General features: G+C 61.6%; 18 protein-coding genes and 1 pseudogene. 10 read left to right on the top strand and 9 right to left on the bottom strand.

The genetic code is table 11. The features are described 5' to 3' along the window. Positions 1–17 precede the first annotated feature (17 nt). Positions 18–356, top strand: coding sequence for an FKBP-type peptidyl-prolyl cis-trans isomerase (locus B0D71_RS04860; RefSeq protein WP_103393726.1), 339 nt, complete (start codon positions 18–20; stop codon positions 354–356). Between the two features lie 262 nt (positions 357–618). On the opposite strand, the gene B0D71_RS04855 is transcribed toward B0D71_RS04860, so the two are convergent. From B0D71_RS04855 to B0D71_RS04835, 5 genes are all read right to left on the bottom strand, one after another. Next, positions 619–1,638 carry a branched-chain amino acid aminotransferase gene (locus B0D71_RS04855; RefSeq protein ID WP_103393725.1) on the bottom strand — a complete coding sequence of 340 codons (1,020 nt, stop codon included), beginning with the start codon at positions 1,636–1,638 and terminating at the stop codon, positions 619–621. A 201-nt stretch (positions 1,639–1,839) separates the two neighbouring features. Next, positions 1,840–3,222, bottom strand: a complete 1,383-nt coding sequence (lpdA, locus tag B0D71_RS04850; protein WP_103393724.1) for a dihydrolipoyl dehydrogenase — start codon at positions 3,220–3,222, stop codon at positions 1,840–1,842. A 3-nt stretch (positions 3,223–3,225) separates the two neighbouring features. Further along, positions 3,226–4,497, bottom strand: coding sequence for a dihydrolipoamide acetyltransferase family protein (locus B0D71_RS04845; RefSeq protein ID WP_103393723.1), 1,272 nt, complete (start codon positions 4,495–4,497; stop codon positions 3,226–3,228). After that, positions 4,498–5,562: an alpha-ketoacid dehydrogenase subunit beta gene (locus tag B0D71_RS04840; protein WP_103393722.1), complete on the bottom strand. Its 1,065-nt coding sequence runs from the start codon at positions 5,560–5,562 to the stop codon at positions 4,498–4,500. Between the two features lies 1 nt (position 5,563). Beyond that, complete coding sequence (locus tag B0D71_RS04835) at positions 5,564–6,799, bottom strand: 3-methyl-2-oxobutanoate dehydrogenase (2-methylpropanoyl-transferring) subunit alpha (RefSeq protein ID WP_103393721.1); 1,236 nt, start codon at positions 6,797–6,799, stop codon at positions 5,564–5,566. A gap of 185 nt (positions 6,800–6,984) precedes the next feature. On the opposite strand from B0D71_RS04835, the gene bkdR reads away from it, so the two are divergent. Next, positions 6,985–7,470, top strand: a complete 486-nt coding sequence (bkdR, locus tag B0D71_RS04830) for a Bkd operon transcriptional regulator BkdR (RefSeq protein ID WP_095944115.1) — start codon at positions 6,985–6,987, stop codon at positions 7,468–7,470. On the opposite strand, the pseudogene B0D71_RS31705 reads toward bkdR, so the two are convergent. Together B0D71_RS31705 and B0D71_RS04825 are read right to left on the bottom strand one after the other, a co-directional pair. After that, a pseudogene (locus B0D71_RS31705) lies at positions 7,466–7,552 on the bottom strand (outer membrane lipoprotein carrier protein LolA); the annotation flags it as partial. The gene bkdR and the pseudogene B0D71_RS31705 overlap by 5 nt on opposite strands. 15 nt (positions 7,553–7,567) lie before the next feature. Next, positions 7,568–8,431, bottom strand: a complete 864-nt coding sequence (locus tag B0D71_RS04825) for an MBL fold metallo-hydrolase (protein ID WP_103393720.1) — start codon at positions 8,429–8,431, stop codon at positions 7,568–7,570. On the opposite strand from B0D71_RS04825, the gene B0D71_RS32265 reads away from it, so the two are divergent. Next, complete coding sequence (locus B0D71_RS32265; RefSeq protein WP_420825120.1) at positions 8,430–8,993, top strand: ATP-binding protein; 564 nt, start codon at positions 8,430–8,432, stop codon at positions 8,991–8,993. The genes B0D71_RS04825 and B0D71_RS32265 overlap by 2 nt on opposite strands. Beyond that, positions 8,990–9,622: a response regulator gene (locus B0D71_RS04810; RefSeq protein ID WP_103393719.1), complete on the top strand. Its 633-nt coding sequence runs from the start codon at positions 8,990–8,992 to the stop codon at positions 9,620–9,622. The genes B0D71_RS32265 and B0D71_RS04810 overlap by 4 nt, the downstream gene beginning before the upstream one ends. Positions 9,623–9,760: 138 nt before the next feature. Here the strand turns inward: B0D71_RS04810 and B0D71_RS04805 are convergent, their stop codons facing one another. Together B0D71_RS04805 and exaA are read right to left on the bottom strand one after the other, a co-directional pair. Beyond that, on the bottom strand, positions 9,761–10,417 hold the full coding sequence (locus tag B0D71_RS04805; protein WP_103393718.1) for a pentapeptide repeat-containing protein: 657 nt from the start codon (positions 10,415–10,417) through the stop codon (positions 9,761–9,763). Positions 10,418–10,735: 318 nt separating this feature from the next. After that, complete coding sequence (gene exaA, locus B0D71_RS04795; RefSeq protein WP_103393716.1) at positions 10,736–12,622, bottom strand: quinoprotein ethanol dehydrogenase; 1,887 nt, start codon at positions 12,620–12,622, stop codon at positions 10,736–10,738. A gap of 254 nt (positions 12,623–12,876) precedes the next feature. On the opposite strand from exaA, the gene pedF reads away from it, so the two are divergent. The 6 genes from pedF to exaC all read left to right on the top strand — a co-directional run bounded on the left by pedF (position 12,877) and on the right by exaC (position 19,783). After that, a complete protein-coding gene (gene pedF, locus B0D71_RS04790; RefSeq protein ID WP_103393715.1) occupies positions 12,877–13,338 on the top strand; it encodes a cytochrome c-550 PedF in 462 nt (153 codons plus the stop codon). A 3-nt stretch (positions 13,339–13,341) separates the two neighbouring features. Continuing rightward, the gene (locus B0D71_RS04785) at positions 13,342–14,217 is read left to right on the top strand and encodes a substrate-binding periplasmic protein (protein WP_103393714.1); all 876 of its coding nucleotides are present in this window, start codon (positions 13,342–13,344) and stop codon (positions 14,215–14,217) included. 9 nt (positions 14,218–14,226) lie between these two features. Continuing rightward, positions 14,227–14,988 carry a quinoprotein dehydrogenase-associated SoxYZ-like carrier gene (locus B0D71_RS04780; RefSeq protein ID WP_103393713.1) on the top strand — a complete coding sequence of 254 codons (762 nt, stop codon included), beginning with the start codon at positions 14,227–14,229 and terminating at the stop codon, positions 14,986–14,988. A 16-nt stretch (positions 14,989–15,004) separates the two neighbouring features. After that, entirely contained in the window at positions 15,005–15,940 is a 936-nt protein-coding gene (locus B0D71_RS04775; RefSeq protein ID WP_103393712.1) for a quinoprotein relay system zinc metallohydrolase 1, read from the top strand. A 285-nt stretch (positions 15,941–16,225) separates the two neighbouring features. Further along, positions 16,226–18,001 carry a PQQ-dependent methanol/ethanol family dehydrogenase gene (locus B0D71_RS04770; protein ID WP_103393711.1) on the top strand — a complete coding sequence of 592 codons (1,776 nt, stop codon included), beginning with the start codon at positions 16,226–16,228 and terminating at the stop codon, positions 17,999–18,001. A gap of 261 nt (positions 18,002–18,262) precedes the next feature. Continuing rightward, positions 18,263–19,783: an acetaldehyde dehydrogenase ExaC gene (exaC, locus tag B0D71_RS04765; protein WP_046037291.1), complete on the top strand. Its 1,521-nt coding sequence runs from the start codon at positions 18,263–18,265 to the stop codon at positions 19,781–19,783. Positions 19,784–19,887: the final 104 nt, after the last annotated feature.

The raw sequence follows: 19,887 nt of genomic DNA, 5'->3' as shown, positions 1-19,887 counted from the left end.
GCATACGAGTGAATTCAATGAATGACGAGCTTCAGGTAATCGATCTACAGCCGGGTGACGGAAAAGCCGCTGTAAAAGGCGCACTGATCACCACCCAGTACCGTGGCTGGCTGGAAGACGGGACTGAATTCGATTCTTCCTACAGCCGTGGCAAACCTTTCCAGTGCGTGATCGGCACCGGGCGGGTCATCAAGGGCTGGGACCAGGGCATCGTTGGCATGCAGGTCGGTGGCAAGCGCAAGTTGCTGGTGCCGGCGCACCTGGCTTACGGCGAACGCACCATGGGCAAGATCACGCCGAATTCGAACCTGATCTTCGAAATTGAATTGCTGGAAGTGCTGACGCGGGAGGATTGACCGGCAAGCCTGAGCGTTTTCCTATAGGCATACCGGCCGGGTGTGCCGCTGGTCATGACGAACAGCACATTGCTCGCGGCGGCGTTGTCCTGGCCGGATGCTGAACGGGTTGGGCAGTTGGGCTGATCGTCGATCAAACCGCAGGTCAATCCCGGAGCAGCGGTATTGGTCCATTGGTTGTTGACGGTCGGCAATCCCAGGTCAGACAAAAAAGCCCCCCATCGATCACTCAATGGGGGGCTTTTGTGCGTCTGGCGTCAGGTCAAACCTTGACGATCCAGCCCGCTGGCGCTTCGATATCGCCGGTTTGCACACCAGTCAGCTCTTTGTAGAGCTTTTGGGTGACCGGGCCGACTTCGGTCTCGCTGTGGAACACGTGCAGGTGGTCGTTGTAGCTGATGCCGCCGATCGGCGAGATCACCGCAGCGGTACCGCAAGCACCGGCTTCCTTGAAGTCCGCCAGCTTGTCGATGAACACGTCGCCTTCGATCACTTCCATGCCCAGACGCGATTTCGCCAGTTCGATCAGCGACAGGCGGGTGATGCCTGGCAGAACCGACGGCGACTTCGGGGTCACGAACTTGTTGTCGTGGGTGATCCCGAAGAAGTTGGCCGAACCGACTTCCTCGATTTTCGAGTGAGTCATCGGGTCCAGGTAGATGGCGTCGGCGTAGTGCGCCTTCTTGGCCTGGGAGCCCGGCATCAGGCTGGCGGCGTAGTTGCCACCGACCTTGGCGGCACCGGTGCCTTGTGGCGCGGCGCGGTCATAGCTGGAAATGATGAAGTTGTGCGGGGTCAGGCCGCCCTTGAAGTAGGCGCCAACCGGAATGCAGAAAATCGAGAAGATGAACTCCGGCGCGGTACGCACGCCGATGTTGTCACCCACGCCGATCACGAACGGGCGCAGGTACAGCGCGCCGCCGGTGCCGTACGGCGGAATGAAACGCTCGTTGGCACGGACCACGTCCTTGCAGGCTTCGATGAACTGCTCGGTGTCGACCAGCGGCATCAGCAGGCGCGCGCAGCTGCGCTGCATGCGCAGGGCGTTCTGGTCCGGGCGGAACAGGTTGATCGAACCGTCCTTGCAACGATAGGCCTTCATGCCTTCGAAGCATTGCTGGCCATAGTGAAGGGCAGTGGAGCCTTCGCTGATGTGCAGCACGTTATCTTCGGTCAGGGTGCCTTTGTCCCACTCGCCATTGCGAAAGTACGACAGATAGCGCTTGTCGGTCTTGATGTAGTCAAAACCCAGCTTGTCCCAATTGATGCTTTCGTTACCCATGACACCCTCTATCACTTAACAACCGCCGAAACGGTTCAAGGCTTCTGACGTTTTTTGGATGGGGACAACAATACTTCATTCCGGGCCAGTTTCGCAGCCCGGATTTCGATCCTTGTAGGAGCCGGCTTGCCGGCGATCAAGACGGCACGGTGTATCAGATTCACCGCCATCGCCGGCAAGCCGGCTCCTACAGGTCGCGTTCTACAGGTGCAGTGCGTGACCTAGCGCCCGCAACGCCGCTTCCTGCACCGCCTCACCCAGCGTCGGATGTGCATGGATGGTGCCGCCGATGTCTTCCAGCCGCGCGCCCATTTCCAGGCTTTGCGCGAACGCGGTCGACAACTCCGACACGCCAACGCCCACCGCCTGCCAGCCGACAATCACATGATTGTCGCGACGGGCGACCACGCGCACGAAGCCGCTTTTCGACTCCAGCGTCATGGCCCGGCCATTGGCGGCGAACGGGAAGCTCGACACGATGCAGTCCAGACCTGCGGCGTTGGCCTCGTCCGGGGTCTTGCCGACCACCACCAGTTCCGGGTCGGTGAAGCACACAGCGGCGATGGCGGTCGGGTTGAACTCGCGGCTCTTGCCGCTGATCAGCTCGGCGACCATCTCGCCCTGGGCCATGGCCCGGTGCGCGAGCATCGGTTCGCCACTGAGGTCGCCGATGGCATAGACGTTGCGCATGCTGGTCTGGCAGCGGTGGTCGATCTTGATCGACGAACCGTTCATGTCCAGGTTCAGCGCTTCGAGGTTCCAGCCCTGGGTGTTCGGCTTGCGACCAACGGCCACCAGTACTTGATCGGTTTCCAGGTTCAGGGTCGCGCCATTCGGTGCCAGTACTTGCAAGGTATTTTCTTTTGAATCAAAGCCTTGAACGCTATGTTTCAAGTAAAGCTTCACGCCGAGCTTTCTCAGTTCGTCGTGCACAGGCTGGGTCAGTTCGGCGTCGTAGGCCGGCAGGATGCGCTCCTGCGCTTCCACCACGCTGACCTCGGCGCCGAGCTTGCGATAGGCAATGCCCAGCTCCAGGCCGATGTAACCACCACCGACCACGATCAGTCGTTTCGGCACGGAGGTCGGCGCCAGGGCTTCGGTGGACGAAATGATCGGCCCGCCAATCGGCAACATCGGCAGGTTCACGCTTTTCGAACCGGTGGCCAGCACCAGGTGCTCGCACTGGATGCGCGTGTCGCCGACATCCACGGTTTTGCCATCAACCACTTTGGCCCAGCCTTGAATGACCTGGACCTTGTTCTTTTTCAGCAGCGCCGCGACGCCGGTGGTCAGGCGATCGACGATGCCGTCTTTCCATTCGACGCTCTTGGTGATGTCCAGCGTCGGCGCTGAAACGCTGATGCCCAGGGGCGAAAGCTGATGGTGGTGCCGGGTCTGATGAAACTGCTCGGCGACATGAATCAGTGCCTTGGACGGAATGCAGCCGATGTTCAGGCAGGTGCCGCCCAGCGATTGACCTTCCACCAGAATGGTCGGGATGCCCAGCTGACCGGCACGGATCGCCGTCACATAACCGCCCGGGCCGCCGCCGATGATCAGCAGCGTAGTGTTCAAAGTTTGCATGGCTTACTCCACAAACAAGGTAGCGGGTTGTTCGAGCAAGCCACGAATGGCCTGGATGAATAGCGCCGCGTCCATGCCATCGACCACGCGGTGATCGAAGGAGCTGGAGAGGTTCATCATCTTGCGGATCACGATCTGGCCTTTGATCACCATCGGCCGTTCGACGATCTTGTTGACGCCGACAATCGCCACTTCCGGCAGGTTCAGCACCGGCGTGCTGACGATGCCGCCCAAGGCGCCGAGGCTGGTCAGTGTGATGCTTGAACCGGACAGTTCATCGCGGCTGGCCTTGCCATTGCGTGCGGCAGTGGCCAAACGGGAGATTTCGGCCGCGTTGTCCCACAGGCTGCGGGCTTCGGCGTGACGTACCACCGGCACCATCAAACCGATGTCGGCCTGGGTGGCGATGCCGACATGCACCGCGCCGAGGCGGGTGATGACCTGGGCTTCGTCGTCGTAGCGGGCGTTGATCTGCGGGAAGTCGCGCAGGGCGACGACCAGGGCGCGGACCAGGAACGGCAGCAAAGTCAGCTTGCCGCGGGTCGCGCCGTGTTTTTCGTTGAGGTGCGCGCGCAGTTCTTCCACGGCGGTGACGTCGATTTCTTCGACGTAGCTGAAGTGGGCGGCACGCTGGGTGGCGTCCTGCATGCGCTGGGCAATCTTGCGGCGCATGCCGATCACCGGGATCTGCTGTTCATCAGTGCGCTGGGTGTAACCGCTGCTGACCGTCGATGCATTCGACTGACCCTGGGCCAGGTAGGTGTCGAGGTCTTCATGCAGCACGCGGCCGGCCGGACCGCTGCCACGGACCAGACGCAACTGGATGCCGAGGTCCAGCGCATGCTTGCGCACGGCCGGGGAGGCCAGTGGGCGTTCATCGGCTGCACGAGCGACCATCGGGCCCTGGCATACCGCAGCTTTCGGTGCCGGGGCGGCAACCGGTTTGCTTTCCATCACGGCTTCGACTTTCGGCGCTGCGACGGGTACTTCTTTCACAGGAGCCGGTTGCGCCGATTCCTTAACGTTGCCCGCACCTTCGACTTCAATGCTGATCAGCACACTGCCGACCGCCATGACTTCACCTGGCTGGCCACCAAGGGCGATGACCTTGCCATGCACCGGCGACGGAATATCCACCATCGCTTTATCCGTCATCACATCGGCCAGCACCTGATCTTCGACGACCATGTCGCCGACCTTGACGTGCCATACCGACAATTCAACTTCTGCAATGCCTTCACCAATGTCCGGCATTTTAATAACGTGCGTGCCCATTCAGACCTCCATGACCCGTTTCAACGCCGCGCCCACTCGGGACGGCCCTGGGAAATACGCCCACTCTTGCGCGTGCGGGTAAGGGGTATCCCAACCGGTGACGCGTTCGATCGGCGCTTCCAGGTGGTGGAAGCAATGCTCTTGCACCAGCGCCACCAGTTCGGCGCCGAAACCGCAGGTGCGGGTGGCTTCGTGAACCACGACGCAGCGGCCGGTTTTCTTCACGGATTTGACGATGGTTTCCAGGTCCAGCGGCCACAGACTGCGCAGGTCGATGACTTCGGCATCGACGCCGCTTTCTTCAGCGGCGACTTGCGAGACGTATACCGTGGTGCCGTAGGTCAGCACGGTCACGTCCTTGCCCGGACGAGTAATGGCGGCGACATCCAGCGGCACGGTGTAGTAACCGTCCGGAACCTGCGCGGCGGGGTGTTTCGACCACGGGGTTACCGGGCGGTCGTGGTGGCCGTCGAACGGGCCGTTGTACAGGCGCTTGGGCTCAAGGAAGATCACCGGGTCATCGTTTTCGATGGAAGCGATCAGCAGGCCCTTGGCGTCGTACGGGTTGGACGGCATCACCGTGCGCAAACCGCAGACCTGAGTGAACATTGCCTCGATGCTCTGGCTGTGGGTCTGGCCACCGTAGATGCCGCCGCCACAAGGCATGCGCAGGGTCATCGGGGCGGTGAACTCGCCGGCCGAGCGATAACGCAGGCGGGCAGCTTCGGAAATGATCTGGTCGGAGGCCGGGTACACGTAGTCGGCGAACTGGATCTCGGCCACCGGCCGCAGACCGTAGGCGCCCATGCCCACGGCGACGCCGACGATGCCGCTCTCGGAAATCGGCGCATCGAACACCCGGGAGGTGCCGTACTTGTTCTGCAGGCCTTCGGTGCAGCGGAACACGCCGCCGAAGTAGCCCACGTCCTGGCCGAAGACCACGACGTTGTCGTCACGTTCAAGCATCACGTCCATGGCCGAGCGCAGGGCCTGGATCATGGTCATGGTGGTCGTGGTCATGGCGGTTTCCGTGCTTAGCTCGATAGTGTTGTTGTGATCGTTCATGTCAGATCCCCAACTCTTGGCGCTGGCGCTTCAAGTGCTCCGGCATCTCTTTGTAGACATCTTCGAACATGGTCGCGGCGCTCGGAATCTGGCCGCCGGCGAGAGTGCCGTACTGCTCGGCTTCTTTCTGTGCGGCGATCACTTCGGCTTCCAGTTCGGCGCTGACGGCGGCGTGTTCCTCTTCGGACCACTGGCCGACCTTGATCAGGTGCTGCTTGAGGCGCGCGATCGGATCACCCAGCGGGAAATGGCTCCAGTCATCGGCAGGGCGGTATTTCGACGGATCATCGGAGGTCGAGTGCGGACCGGCACGGTAGGTGACCCATTCGATCATGGTCGGGCCCAGACCGCGGCGCGCACGTTCGGCGGCCCAGGCGGAAGCGGCATAAACAGCATAGAAGTCGTTGCCGTCGACCCGCAGGGAGGCAATGCCGCAACCGACGCCACGACCGGCGAAGGTGGTGGCTTCACCACCGGCAATCGCCTGGAAGGTGGAGATCGCCCACTGGTTGTTGACCACGTTGAGGATCACCGGCGCGCGGTACACGTGGGCGAACGTCAGGGCGGTGTGGAAGTCCGATTCAGCGGTGGCGCCGTCGCCGATCCACGCCGAAGCGATTTTGGTGTCGCCCTTGATCGCCGAGGCCATGCCCCAGCCCACGCCCTGGATGAACTGGGTGGCGAGGTTGCCGGAGATGGTGAAGAAACCGGACTCCTTGACCGAGTACATGATGGGCAACTGACGTCCCTTGAGCGGATCACGCTCGTTGGACAGCAGCTGGCAGATCAGGTCGACCAACGGCACGTCGCGGGCCATCAGGATGCTTTGCTGGCGATAGGTCGGGAAACACATGTCGTCGATGTTCAAGGCCAGGGCCTGGGCACTGCCGATGGCTTCTTCGCCAAGGCTCTGCATGTAGAACGACATTTTTTTCTGACGCTGGGCGACCACCATGCGGTTGTCATAGATACGGGTCTTGAGCATGGCGCGCATGCCCTTGCGCAGGATCTCAACCGGCACGTTTTCGGCCCACGGCCCAAGGGCATTGCCCTGGTCGTCGAGCACGCGAATCAGGCCACGGGCCAGGTCAGCCGTGTCAGCCGGTTCAACGTCGATTGGGGGTTTGCGCACCGTGCCGGCATCGGTCAGATGCAGGTAGGAGAAGTCGGTTTTACAGCCGGGACGGCCCGAGGGTTCGGGGACGTGCAGGCGCAGCGGTTCATACGCTTGGGTCATGGCTTCTACGCTCGATCTTGTGAATTTCTTGTAGTGAGCTGACAGATTTCGTTCGGTAGAAGAAATCTTGTCCTACAACAATCATAGGCCCGCCCAAGAAGAATATTTCTCTCTGTTTCGTTGCGCTAAAGATCATTTGCAGATAAAAAACCTGCATAAACAAAAAAAACAGGTGGTTTTGTCTCATGCGCAAACTGGACCGTACCGATATCGGCATTCTCAACAGCCTTCAGGAGAATGCGCGCATCACCAACGCCGACCTGGCGCGTTCGGTGAACCTGTCGCCGACCCCGTGTTTCAACCGGGTCAAGGCCATGGAAGAACTGGGGGTGATTCGCGAGCAAGTGACGCTGCTGGATGCCGACCTGCTGGGGCTGCACGTGAACGTGTTCATTCACGTCAGCCTGGAAAAGCAGGTAGAGGAGGCGTTGCAACATTTCGAAGAGGCGATTTCCGATCGCCCCGAGGTGATGGAGTGCTACCTGATGGCCGGCGACCCGGACTACCTGATCCGGGTGCTGGTGCCGACCATTCAGTCGCTGGAGCGTTTCATGATGGACTTTCTGACCAAGGTGCCGGGGGTGGCGAACATTCGGTCGAGTTTTGCGCTCAAGCAGGTGCGCTACAAGACGGCTTTGCCGTTGCCGGCGAATGGGTTGACGTTGCCGTAGGAGCGAGCTTGCTCGCGAAAAACCTGAGGGCACCGCGGGGCGTCAGGTTTGCCGCGTTATCGTTGGCGTTTTTCGCGAGCAAGCTCGCTCCTACAGGTCAGAACTTGTTCAGAGGGATTTTAAGGTAGGTCACGCCGTTGTCTTCGGCCGGCGGCAGATTCCCCGCCCGCACATTCACCTGGATCGCCGGTAGCAACAGCGTCGGCATACCCAGCCCTGCATCACGCCGCGTACGCATCTCGACGAACGCGGCTTCATCGATTCCGTCATGCACATGAATGTTGCTTTTACGTTGTTCGCCGACGGTGGTCTGGCATTGTGCCGACCGGTCGGCCGGTGGGTAGTCGTGACAAACGTAGAGCTTCACGCTGGCGGGGAAGGCCAGCAATGAGTGGATGGAGGCAAACAATTGGTGGGCGTTACCGCCGGGGAAATCGCAGCGAGCGGTGCCGACGTCGGGCATGAACAGGGTGTCGCCGACCAGGATCTGCTCACCGTCGATCAGGTAGGCCATGTCCGCCGGGGTATGGCCGGGTACGTGCAGGGCGGTCGCCTTGAGATTGCCGATCATGAACGATTCGTTGGGGGCGAAGAGCTGATCGAACTGCGAACCGTCGACGCGAAAGGCGGGCTCCAGATTGAACAGCGCCTTGAACACGTCCTGCACCTTGCTGATCGACTCGCCAATGGCGATTTTGCCGCCCAGCTCCCCGCGCAGATACGGCGCGGCGGACAGGTGATCGGCGTGGGCGTGGGTTTCCAGCAGCCATTGCACTTGCAGTTTGTGCGTTCGGACGAAGGCGACGATTTTGTCGGCCTGGGTGGTCGCGGTACGCCCGGCCGCACCGTCGTAATCGAGCACGGGGTCGACAATCGCACACTGCCCGCCATCGACCTCGTAGACCACGTAGCTGTAGGTCGAGGAGGCGGGGTCGAGGAAAGCTTCAATCAGCGCGGGCATGGACACGAACCTGTGCAGGGAGGGAAAAGTCAGTCATGGGTTGCAACATTATATGTTTAAACATAATGTTTACAGCTTAAGTGACGTTGAAGGCATCCTGCAAATGCAATCCAGTCTGACCGAATGTGAAGTCGCTCAACTGCGCGCTTCGGCCTCCAAGGCATGTGCGTTGCTCAAGGCCCTGGCCAATGAGGATCGCCTGTTGATCCTGTGCCAACTCACCCAGGGCGAGCGCAACGTAGGCGAGCTGGAGAAAATGACCGGCGTGCGCCAACCGACGCTGTCCCAGCAGTTGGGCATCCGCTTTCTGCAGGAGGCCCTGACCAACATCGCCCGGCATGCCGACGCCAGTCAGGTGCGGGTTCGCCTGCAACACCACGGCGCGCACTTGCGTCTGCTGGTGCGCGATAACGGTCGCGGAGCCGAGTCACCCCAGCGTCCCGGCGTTGGCCTGCATTCGATGCGCGAACGTGCCCGCAGCCTGGGCGGTGACTTGCGCATCTTCAGCCACCCCGGCGCCGGTTGGGCGCTGGCCTTGAGCATGCCTTTGGAGGCTTCATGAATATCCTGCTGGTCGATGATCACGCGGTAGTCCGTCAGGGCTACTCCAGCCTGTTGCGGGCACTGTTGCCGGCAATGGAGGTGCGGGAGGCGGCGACCGGGGAGGAGGCGTTGATCCGGGTCCAGGAAAGCGTGCCGCACCTGGTGATCATGGATTTCGGCCTGCCGGGCATCAGTGGCCTGGAAACCACCCGACGCTTGCGGCAGCGCTTGCCGCAACTGCGGATACTGTTTTTCAGCATGCATGATGAGCTGCCGCTGGTACGTCAGGCGCTGGACGCCGGGGCAACAGGCTACCTGACCAAATGCTCGGCGCCGCAGGTGTTGATCGAAGCGGTGCGGCGCGTGCTCGCCGGCCATGCCTACATCGAGCAACCGCTGGCCACTCAACTGGCGTGTCACCAGGATGCCAGCGATCCACGCTTGCACAGCATGACCCAGCGCGAACTGGAGATTTTCGTGATGCTCGCCAAAGGCACCCCGGCGCGACAGATTGCCGAGCAGTTGAGTATCAGCAGCAAGACCGTTTCCAATCACCTGACGTTGCTCAAGAGCAAACTGCAGGTCAGTTCCCATGCTGAATTGGTGCACTTGGGGATTGATATGGGGGTGGTGCGCAAGGCGGGTTGATTCGATATCACGGCTAACACAGGGCCCCTTGTAGGAGCGAGCTTGCTCGCGATAGCGGTTCATCAGTCACATCAATGCTGGATGTGCCGCCGCTTTCGCGAGCAGGCTCGCTCCTACAGGGGAGGTGATGAATTCAGTTCAGTTGTCCCACGTCGTCGGGCACCCCGTGCATCCCTCCATGTTTGCATCCTGAAAATTCGCATAGTGCTGGCGCGAACCGCTGAGGATGGCGCCCTCCAGGTTGCTTTCGCCCAACTTGGCCTCTTGCAGGTTGGCATTGCTGAGGTTGGCGTCCTTCAGGTCGGCCTTGCTCAGCCAGGCCATTTCCAGGTCGGCGGCACGCAGGTTGGTGTGGTGCATCCTGGCTCCGGAGACGCGGGCGAATTGCAGGTAGGCAGCGCTGAGATCGGCGTTCTCGAACTGCGCACCCTGGGCGAACATCCCCCAGCCCTGGATCGCCACTAGCGTGGCGCCACTGAAATCGGCCAGGCGCAAGTTGCTTTGTTGCAGGCTGGCGCGGGTCAGGTCGGCACCTTGCAGGCGGGCCTTTTCCAGGTTGGCCAGGTCGAGGCGGGCATGGCGCAGGTCAGCTTCGCGCAGGTCGGCGCCGCTGAGGTTCATGTTGCGCAGGTCCTGGTTGCTCAGGTTGGCGCCCTTGAGGTTGGCATTGGGGCACTGGCTGTGTTCGGCGATGGTGCAGCCATTGATGATCAACGGCTCGGCATCACCGTCGTCGTCGGCGGCGGCGTAGGCGCTGGCAACGCTCAATAGAAGCAGCAGAGGTAGATACTTCATGGCAAGGTCCTTTGGGCTCCCTTGTGACGGCGAGCCTGCTCGCGATGGTCGTCAACGATAACGCGGGGTGTCTGGTGCCCAGCGGCGGTCTCGGGTCCATCGCGAGCAGGCTCGCTCCTACAGGGGGGGAGGCTTTATTTTTTTGGGCTTTCACTGGTTTGGATGCCACGCGGTCCCTTGTGAGAGCTGGCTTGTCGGGTCGCCGCATCGCAGCGATGGTCGTTAACGATAACGCGCGTGAACCGGATAAACGCGGCGCACTTGCGTCCATCGCCGGCAGGCCGGCTCCTACAGTTTCCCGGGAATGCGTGAACAACCTTATTTTTGGGCTGTCTTGTTATCCCAGCTCGGAATCTTGAACACCCAGAACGACCCACCCTGAGCCACCGGCTTGGTCAGCTCGGCCATGTCGCCACCCCACAACGGCACCGCGCCGCCATAGCCGACGGTCACGCCGATGTACTGCTCGCCGTCCTGTTCCCAGGTGATCGGCGGCGAGACGATGCCGCTCCCGGTCTGGAACTTCCACAATTGCTTACCGGTTTTCGCGTCGAAGGCCTTGAAGAATCCGTCGCCGGTGCCGGTGAACACCAGGTTGCCCTTGGTCGCCAGCACGCCGGCCCACAGTGGCAGGTGTTCCTTGTGCTCCCAGACCACTTTGCCGGTGGTCGGGTTCATCGCCCGTAAGGTGCCGACGTGATCGTCATACATGCGCTTGATACGGAACCCCATGCCCAGGTACGCCGAGCCTTTCTTGTAGTTGACCTCTTCGGTCCAGTATTCCTCTTTCCACTGATTGCCCGGAATGTAGAACAGCCCGGTGTCCTGGCTGTAGGCCATGGGGTTCCAGTTCTTGCCGCCGAGGAACGGCGGCGAAACCTCCACCGGTTTGCCTTTGGTTTCTCCCGGCAATGGTTTGGCCGGACGCTGGCCCTCGTTCTCCACCGGGCGGCCAGTCTTGAGGTCGATGTGGCTGGCCCAGGTGATGTTGTCGACGAATGGGAAGGCGTTCTGCAATTTGCCGTTGTTGCGGTCGACCACATAGAAGAAACCGTTGCGGTCGGCGTGGCCGGTGGCCTTGACCGTTTTGCCGTCCTTGTCCTTGTAGTCGAACAGCACCAGCTCGTTGTTGCCGGAGAAGTCCCAGGCATCGTTCGGCGTGTGCTGGTAGAACCATTTCACCTCGCCGGTGCTCGGGTCGACGCCGACCTGGCCTGAGGTGTAGAGGCTGTCGTAGTCGTGCGGGTTGCCGTCCTTGGAGGTGCGCGCCCAGGTGTTCCACGGACCGGGATTGCCGGCGCCGACGATGATGGTGTTGGTTTCGGCATCGAAACTGGCGCTCTGCCAGGGCGCTCCGCCGCCATGGCTCCAGGCCTCGACCTTGCCGGTTTCGGTGGTCGGATCGTTGGGCCAAGACGGCGCCTTGACGTCACCGGTCGGCGTACTGTCCTTGCCGTTCAGGCGGCCCATATGGCCTTCGACGAAAGGTCGCATCCAGACTTCTTCACCCGTGTCCGGATCGCGGGCGTAAAGCTGGCCGACCACGCCGAATTCGTCCCCGGAGCTGCCATGGATCAGCAGCACCTTGCCGCTGGTCTTGTCCTTGATCAGCACGGGTGCGCCGGTCATGGTGTAGCCGGCGGCGTGGTCGCCGAACTTCTTGTTCCACACCACTTTGCCGGTGTTCTTGTCCAGGGCGATCAGTCGTGCATCGAGGGTGCCGAAGTAGATCTTGTCACCAAAGATCGCCGCGCCACGGTTGACCACGTCGCAGCACGGGCGAATGTTGTCCGGCAGGCGATGGTTGTAGGTCCAGAGGCGTTTGCCGGTCTTGGCGTCCAGGGCGAATACCCGCGAGTAGGAGCCGGTGACGTACACCACGCCGTCGCTGACGATGGCCTGGGATTCCTGGCCGCGCTGTTTCTCGTCGCCAAAGGAGTAGGACCAGGCCGGGGTCAGCTTGAACACGTTCTTGTCGTTGACCTGGGCCAGCGGGCTCCAGCGCTGGGCGTTGGTGCCCATGCCGTATTGCAGCACGTCCTGGGTGGTCAGGTGATCGTTGGCAATGTCTTCCCAGCTCACGTTACGCGTGGCCGCTGCCGTTTCGGCATGGCTGGCAGCGCCCACGGACAGGCTGCCGACCAGCAAAAAAGCCTGCACGGCGAGCGTCAAGGGGGAAAGGGCGGGTAGCGATCTTATTGTCATGGTTACAGTTCCCAGTGGAGGTTTTGGCCTGCACAGGGTGGGGCGCCCCGATGGGTGGCGGATACGGAAAAAGTCCCGCCGTTGCCGGGAAAACTTCCCGTGGGCCACCTGATTTGGAAGTCCGTCCAATGCCTTACTACCAAGGGATTAGACGGCGACCACCAAAGCAGCATGGGGTCTGTGCGCAGGGCTTTCTAAGATGGCTGCCATAGCCTCTGCCAAGAGGTTTTGCGTGCAATCCAGAGGGCATAACAATGACAACAATACGCAACGCCTTGCTCGTGACCGGGCTATTGGCCAGTTTGATCAGCGCAGGTTCCGTCTGGGCCCATGGCAACGTGGTCCCACAAGCCGTGGCCACCCAGGGCCTGACCCCGATCAAGGACGCCGGTGTGCAGCTCGATGCCGACGGCTGGGCCGCGGTGAACCCCTATCGCACCGCCCCTGAACACGACAAGGCGGTGGAAATCGGTGCGTCGGCCTACAACCAGAACTGCGCGGCCTGTCATGGCCTGGAAGCCAAGTCCGGCGGTATCGCCCCAGACTTGCGCATGCTTGAAGTCGGCGAGTCCGGCGATGAGTGGTTCGTCGAGCGTGTGCGCCATGGCGCCGTGCGCGACGGTCGGGTGTACATGCCGAAGATGGCCGACTACCTGAGCCAGGAAGCCCTGTGGGCGGTGCGCACTTATTTGGACACCGTGCGCGTCGAGGAGTGACCCATGCGCCTGTTCGCGGTGTTGATCAGCGCGCTGTGGCTGTGCTGCCAGGCGGCGCAGGCGCAGGTTCGCAACTACGACGAAATGATCGCCGCCGGGGAGCTGAAGGTGGCGGTCTACAAGGACTTCGCCCCCTACAGTTTTGAAAGTGCCGGAAAGCCTCGCGGCGTCGATGTCGAACTCGCCGAAGCCTTGGCCAAGGCGCTCGGCGTACGCCTGACGCTGATCTGGGCGCCGGCCGGGGAAAAGCTCGATGACGACCTGCGCGATTACATCTGGCGTGCCAGTGCCTTGCACAACCAGCAACTGGCCGACCTGATGATGCGCGTGCCCTACGACCGTGACTACGCGCAGAAGCGCAACGAATTCGGCGAACTGGAAAATGGCCATGTGGTGATGTTCGGTCCGTACCAGACCGAACAATGGCAGGTGGCCTATGACCGTCGGCGTCTGGACAAGGTCGCCAGCGTCGCGGTGTTCGAGCACCACCCGATTGGCGTCGAAGTCGACAGCGTGCCGTCGTTCTACCTGACTTCGGTGTTCAACGGCATGCTCGCCGGCAAGACCCATCACTATCCCGGCGTGCCCCAGGCATTTGCCGCGATGAAGGCCGGTGAAGTCGACGCGGTGATGGCCATGCGTGGCGAAATCGACTGGCAGGTCCATGAAGCGGCTGACCCGCAAGTGGCGCTGGCCGAGAACGCCTATCCGAACATGGGCAAACAGCTGTGGGAAATCGGCATGGCGGTGCACGAAAGCAACCGGCAGTTGGCCTATGCCGTGGAAGAGGCACTCGAAAGCCTGATCCGCGAGGGCGCGGTGAAGACCATCTACGGCCATTACGGCCTGCGCTATGACGTGCCCGAGATGTATCAATAGGAGCAGGCGATGAAATGGCGAGGGAGTTGTCTGTTGGTCTGCTGGCTAAGCCTGGCGGCACAGGCTGACGCTATCGATCCCGGTAAAGACCCGGTGCCTTCGGTGATGTGGGCTTTCTATCATCAGCAATTGCTGGGCAATGCGCCGTTCGTTTTCGACGAGCGGGTCAAGCTGCTCGCGCCGCCTTTTGCCGAAGATGCCCGGCAGGTGCCGCTGGAAATCGATGCCCGGGCGTTCAAGGGTGAGGTGGTGAAAATCCTCGCCTGGGCAGAGCTGAACCCGTTGCCCAAAATCGTCGACTTCCAGCCGCTGAATTTGGTTTTGCCCTGGCTGTCGTTGCGTATTCGCATCGAACAGGCCACACCCTTGCGCGCGGCGGTGTTGACCCGCGACGGCGTGTGGCATGTCGGTTCGACCCTGATTGACGCCGCAGGTGGCGGTTGCACCGCGCCGAGCGTGGTGCGCACTCAACCGGGCTGGGAAGAACACATCGGCGAAGTATTGGGCGGCCGTTATCCACGGGGTGAATTCAGCCGCTTGCGGTTGCAGGTGGCCCATCCGATGGACAACGGCATGGTGAGCGGGATTCCGGAGTTTTTCATCAGTCATGCCGAACTGCGCGATCGCAACGAACACGTGCTGGCCCGGCTGGAGCTGTTTCCCGCCGTCAGCGAAAACCCCAACCTGGCCTTCGACATCGAAGGGGCAGGGCAAACGCGCCTGCTGCTACGGGATAACAGCGGCAATGAGTTCAATGCGTCGATCCCCTGACCCCAAGGAGCGTGGCATGCGCTGGATCCTGTTGCTGGTGTTAAGCGTCAGCCTGCCGGCCCTGGCCGATCTTGAGTACTCGCTCAAGCCCCGGCAGATCGCCCAGGACACCTGGCTGCTGGAAGGCAGTACCGATAATTTCGCCAAGGCCAATGGCGGCAACATCGTCAACACCGCGTTCATCGTCACCGAACGCGGAGTGGTGGTGATCGACACCGGGCCGTCCAGGCGCTACGGCGAAGCGATGCGCAAGGCGATTGCCGCCATCACCGACAAGCCGGTGATCGAGGTCTTGCTGACCCATCACCATCCCGACCATGTGCTGGGTGATCAGGCCTTCAGTGACGTGCCGATCAGCGCCTTGGCCGGCACCACCGAGCTGTTGCATCAGCAAGGCGATGCCATGGCCGAGAATATGTACCGGATGGTCGGCGACTGGATGCGTGGCACCGAAGTGGTGTTGCCGACTCAGACGCTGACACCCGGCGTGAAAAGTTTTGGGAATCATGATCTGCGTCTGCTGAGCCTGGGTGGGCATACGGGCGCGGATCTGGCTATTCTCGACCAGCAAACCGGCGTGCTGTTTGCCGGGGACCTGGTGTTTTATCAACGGGCGCTGACCACGCCCAACAGTCCCGGGCTGTCAGTGTGGCTGGCGGACATCGCAACCCTGCAAGGCTTGCCCTGGACGCAGGTGGTGCCGGGCCATGGGCCGGTGTCGAGCGATCCACAACCCTTCGAGCAAATGCGTGATTACCTGACCTGGCTCGATCAGCTGATGCGCGACGGTGCCGCCAATGGCAGCGACATGGCCGAGATGATCCGCAGCCCCATCCCCGAACGCTTCGCCAGCATTAATTTGAGCCGCTACGAACTGATCCGCAGCGTCAGTCACCTGTACCCGCGTTACGAGCGCGAGCGGATGACGCGGGTGGATTCCATTCGCAACTAAGCAACCCACATCCCCTGTAGGAGCGAGCCTGCTCGCGATGGACGTTAACGATAACGCAAGCTGCCTGGATGAACGCGGTGGTCTGACGTTTTTCGCGAGCAGGCTCGCTCCTACAGGGGGGTTGTGTCGGGCACAAAATCCGCTGCGAATCTCCTCCCACCCTGTACCAAGGAACTAGCAATCTCCACATTGCGGCCAATTGTTGTCAGCGCGGCGGCGCCCAAGAATCTGCACCAGACCGGGAAAATTTCCCGGACATAACAACAATCCGCAGAGGAAGCCGTCATGACCCACCCCGCACGTCGCCAGCCCTTCGTCTTGAGCCTGCTACTCAGTGCCATGCTGTTGTCCGGTCAGGCAATGGCCGGCGTTTCCGACCAGGACATTCTCCAGGACCCCAAGAACCCGGAACAGGTCGTGACCAACGGCCTCGGCGTTCAGGGGCAGCGCTACAGCCCGCTGGATATTCTCAACGTCGACAACGTCAAGGAGCTGCGACCGGCCTGGGCGTTCTCCTTCGGCGGCGAAAAGCAGCGCGGCCAGCAGGCGCAGCCGATGGTCAAGGACGGCGTGATGTACATGACCGGCTCTTATTCTCGCGTGTTCGCCGTGGATGCACGCACCGGCAAGAAACTCTGGCAATACGATGCACGCCTGCCCGATGACATCCGCCCTTGCTGCGACGTGATCAACCGTGGCGTCGCGCTGTATGGCGATCTGGTGATTTTCGGCACCCTTGACGCCAAGCTCGTGGCGCTGAACAAGGACACCGGCAAGGTGGTCTGGAGCAAGAAAGTCGCCGACCACAAGGAAGGCTACTCGATCAGCGCCGCGCCGCTGGTGATCAACGGCAAGCTGATTACCGGCGTGGCCGGTGGTGAGTTCGGCGTGGTGGGCAAGATCGAGGCCTACGACCCGAAAAACGGTGATCTGCTGTGGACCCGGCCAACGGTCGAGGGCCATATGGGCTACGTCTACAAGGATGGCAAAGCGGTGGAGAACGGCATCTCCGGCGGCGAGGCCGGCAAGACCTGGCCGGGCGACCTCTGGAAAACCGGCGGCGCGGCCCCCTGGCTGGGCGGCTATTACGACCCGGAAACCAACCTTCTGCTGTTCGGTACCGGCAACCCGGCGCCGTGGAACTCGCACCTGCGCCCTGGCGACAACCTTTATTCGTCGTCGCGCCTGGCGCTCAATCCGGACGACGGCACCATCAAGTGGCACTTCCAGAGCACGCCCCACGACGGTTGGGACTACGACGGCGTGAACGAGCTGGTGTCGTTCAACTACAGCGAAGGGGGCAAGGAGATCAAGGCGGCGGCCACGGCCGACCGTAACGGTTTCTTCTACGTACTGGACCGCACCAACGGCAAGTTCATCCGTGGCTTCCCGTTCGTGGACAAGATCACCTGGGCCACCGGCCTGGATAAGAACGGCCGGCCGATCTACAACGAAGCCAGCCGTCCCGGTGCCCCGGGCTCCGAAGCCAAGGGCAGTTCGGTCTTTGTAGCGCCGGCGTTCCTCGGCGCGAAAAACTGGATGCCGATGGCCTATAACAGAGACACCGGGCTGTTCTATGTGCCGTCCAACGAATGGGGCATGGACATCTGGAACGAAGGCATCGCCTACAAGAAAGGCGCGGCGTTCCTCGGCGCCGGATTCACCATCAAGCCGTTGAACGAAGACTACATCGGCGTGCTGCGGGCCATCGATCCGAAAACCGGCAAGGAAGTCTGGCGCCACAAGAACTATGCGCCGCTGTGGGGCGGGGTGCTGACCACCAAGGGCAACCTGGTGTTCACCGGCACACCGGAAGGTTTCCTGCAGGCGTTCAACGCCAAGACGGGCGAAAAGGTCTGGGAATTCCAGACCGGCTCCGGCGTGCTCGGCTCACCTGTGACCTGGGAAATGGACGGCGAACAGTACGTCTCGGTGCTCTCCGGCTGGGGTGGCGCGGTACCGCTGTGGGGCGGTGAAGTGGCCAAGCGGGTGAAGGACTTCAACCAGGGCGGCATGCTCTGGACCTTCAAGCTGCCCAAGGACCTTGTCGCCAAACACTAACCCCCGAACCCACCGAATACCCCCTTGTAGGAGCGAGCTCGCTCGCGATGGTCGTTAACGATAACGCTGGAAGCCTGACACCCCACGGCGTTCTCGGGTTCATCGCGAGCAAGCTCGCTCCTACAGGGATCGGTGCAGAACCTACGACCAAATAACGAGATCCCCTCCTGCCAACGATGCATTCGTCTGGCACGCGGGGCTCTCTAGTATCGGCTTATCGCCTGTCAGTACGACAGGCATCGACCCAGACAGAGGCCCACCATGATCTACGCACAACCCGGAACCCCAGGCGCCGTCATTACCTTCAAACCGCGCTACGGCAACTTCATCGGTGGCGAGTTTGTCGCTCCGATCAATGGCGAGTACTTCACCAACACCTCGCCGGTCAACGGTGAAGTGATCGCCGAGTTCCCGCGCTCCAGCGCCGCCGACATCGACAAGGCCCTCGACGCCGCCCATGCCGCTGCCGACGCCTGGGGCAAGACCTCGGCCCAGGACCGCTCCCTGGTGCTGCTGAAAATCGCCGATCGCATCGAGCAGAACCTTGAGGTCCTGGCCGTCACCGAAACCTGGGACAACGGCAAGGCCGTACGCGAAACCCTGAACGCCGACGTGCCGCTGGCGGCCGACCACTTCCGTTACTTCGCAGGCTGCATCCGCGCCCAGGAAGGCGGGGCTGCCGAGATCAACGAGCTGACCACGGCTTATCACTTCCATGAGCCCCTGGGCGTGGTCGGGCAGATCATTCCATGGAATTTCCCGTTGTTGATGGCCGCCTGGAAACTCGCCCCGGCCCTGGCGGCAGGCAACTGCATCGTGCTCAAGCCTGCCGAGCAAACGCCGCTGTCGATCATGGTCTTCGCCGAGCTCATCGCCGACCTGCTGCCGGCGGGCGTGCTGAACATCGTACAGGGCTTCGGTCGCGAAGCCGGCGAGGCCCTGGCCACCAGCAAGCGCATCGCCAAGATCGCCTTTACCGGCTCGACCCCGGTGGGCGCGCACATCATGCATTGCGCCGCCGAGAACATCATCCCGAGCACTGTCGAGCTGGGCGGCAAATCGCCGAACATCTTCTTCGAAGACATCATGAACGCGGAACCTGCGTTCATCGAAAAAGCCGCCGAAGGTCTGGTGCTGGCGTTCTTCAATCAGGGCGAGGTCTGCACCTGCCCGTCCCGGGCGCTGGTTCAGGAGTCCATCTACGAGCCGTTCATGGCCGAGGTGATGAAGAAGATCGTCAAGATCAAGCGCGGCAACCCGCTGGATACCGAGACCATGGTCGGCGCCCAGGCTTCCGAGCAGCAATACGACAAGATCCTTTCGTACCTGACCATTGCCCAGGAGGAGGGCGCCGAGTTGCTCACCGGCGGCGCGGCCGAACGTCTGGAAGGCGACCTGTCCAGCGGCTATTACATCCAGCCGACCCTGCTCAAGGGACACAATAAGATGCGCGTGTTCCAGGAGGAAATCTTCGGCCCGGTGGTGGGTATCACCACCTTCAAGGACGAAGCCGAAGCCCTCGCGATTGCCAACGACAGCGAGTTCGGCCTCGGCGCCGGCCTGTGGACCCGCGACATCAACCGCGCCTACCGCATGGGCCGGGCGATCAAGGCAGGGCGTGTGTGGACCAACTGCTACCACCTGTATCCGGCGCACGCAGCGTTCGGGGGCTACAAGAAGTCCGGCGTCGGTCGGGAAAACCACAAGATGATGCTCGATCACTACCAGCAGACCAAAAACCTGCTGGTGAGCTACGACATCAATCCGCTGGGGTTCTTCTGACTTCGCACTGATGACAACCACCCTGTAGGAGCGAGCTTGCTCGCGATGGTCGTCAACGATAACGCGGGAAGCCTGGTGCCCCGTGGCGTTCTCGGGATCATCGC

It is taken from the genome of Pseudomonas laurylsulfativorans, assembly GCF_002906155.1.
GTDB lineage: Bacteria > Pseudomonadota > Gammaproteobacteria > Pseudomonadales > Pseudomonadaceae > Aquipseudomonas > Aquipseudomonas laurylsulfativorans.
This window is presented reverse-complemented; position numbering and strand designations above follow the sequence as displayed.

Bases quoted from the DNA above. Each gene is read 5' to 3' on its own strand.
- B0D71_RS04860 (WP_103393726.1), top strand. From the start codon at position 18: ATGAATGACGAGCTTCAGGTAATCGATCTACAGCCGGGTGACGGAAAA.
- B0D71_RS04855 (WP_103393725.1), bottom strand. From the start codon at position 1,638: ATGGGTAACGAAAGCATCAATTGGGACAAGCTGGGTTTTGACTACATC.
- lpdA (WP_103393724.1), bottom strand. From the start codon at position 3,222: ATGCAAACTTTGAACACTACGCTGCTGATCATCGGCGGCGGCCCGGGC.
- B0D71_RS04845 (WP_103393723.1), bottom strand. From the start codon at position 4,497: ATGGGCACGCACGTTATTAAAATGCCGGACATTGGTGAAGGCATTGCA.
- B0D71_RS04840 (WP_103393722.1), bottom strand. From the start codon at position 5,562: ATGAACGATCACAACAACACTATCGAGCTAAGCACGGAAACCGCCATG.
- B0D71_RS04835 (WP_103393721.1), bottom strand. From the start codon at position 6,799: ATGACCCAAGCGTATGAACCGCTGCGCCTGCACGTCCCCGAACCCTCG.
- bkdR (WP_095944115.1), top strand. From the start codon at position 6,985: ATGCGCAAACTGGACCGTACCGATATCGGCATTCTCAACAGCCTTCAG.
- B0D71_RS32265 (WP_420825120.1), top strand. From the start codon at position 8,430: ATGGACACGAACCTGTGCAGGGAGGGAAAAGTCAGTCATGGGTTGCAA.
- B0D71_RS04825 (WP_103393720.1), bottom strand. From the start codon at position 8,431: ATGCCCGCGCTGATTGAAGCTTTCCTCGACCCCGCCTCCTCGACCTAC.
- B0D71_RS04810 (WP_103393719.1), top strand. From the start codon at position 8,990: ATGAATATCCTGCTGGTCGATGATCACGCGGTAGTCCGTCAGGGCTAC.
- B0D71_RS04805 (WP_103393718.1), bottom strand. From the start codon at position 10,417: ATGAAGTATCTACCTCTGCTGCTTCTATTGAGCGTTGCCAGCGCCTAC.
- exaA (WP_103393716.1), bottom strand. From the start codon at position 12,622: ATGACAATAAGATCGCTACCCGCCCTTTCCCCCTTGACGCTCGCCGTG.
- pedF (WP_103393715.1), top strand. From the start codon at position 12,877: ATGACAACAATACGCAACGCCTTGCTCGTGACCGGGCTATTGGCCAGT.
- B0D71_RS04785 (WP_103393714.1), top strand. From the start codon at position 13,342: ATGCGCCTGTTCGCGGTGTTGATCAGCGCGCTGTGGCTGTGCTGCCAG.
- B0D71_RS04780 (WP_103393713.1), top strand. From the start codon at position 14,227: ATGAAATGGCGAGGGAGTTGTCTGTTGGTCTGCTGGCTAAGCCTGGCG.
- B0D71_RS04775 (WP_103393712.1), top strand. From the start codon at position 15,005: ATGCGCTGGATCCTGTTGCTGGTGTTAAGCGTCAGCCTGCCGGCCCTG.
- B0D71_RS04770 (WP_103393711.1), top strand. From the start codon at position 16,226: ATGACCCACCCCGCACGTCGCCAGCCCTTCGTCTTGAGCCTGCTACTC.
- exaC (WP_046037291.1), top strand. From the start codon at position 18,263: ATGATCTACGCACAACCCGGAACCCCAGGCGCCGTCATTACCTTCAAA.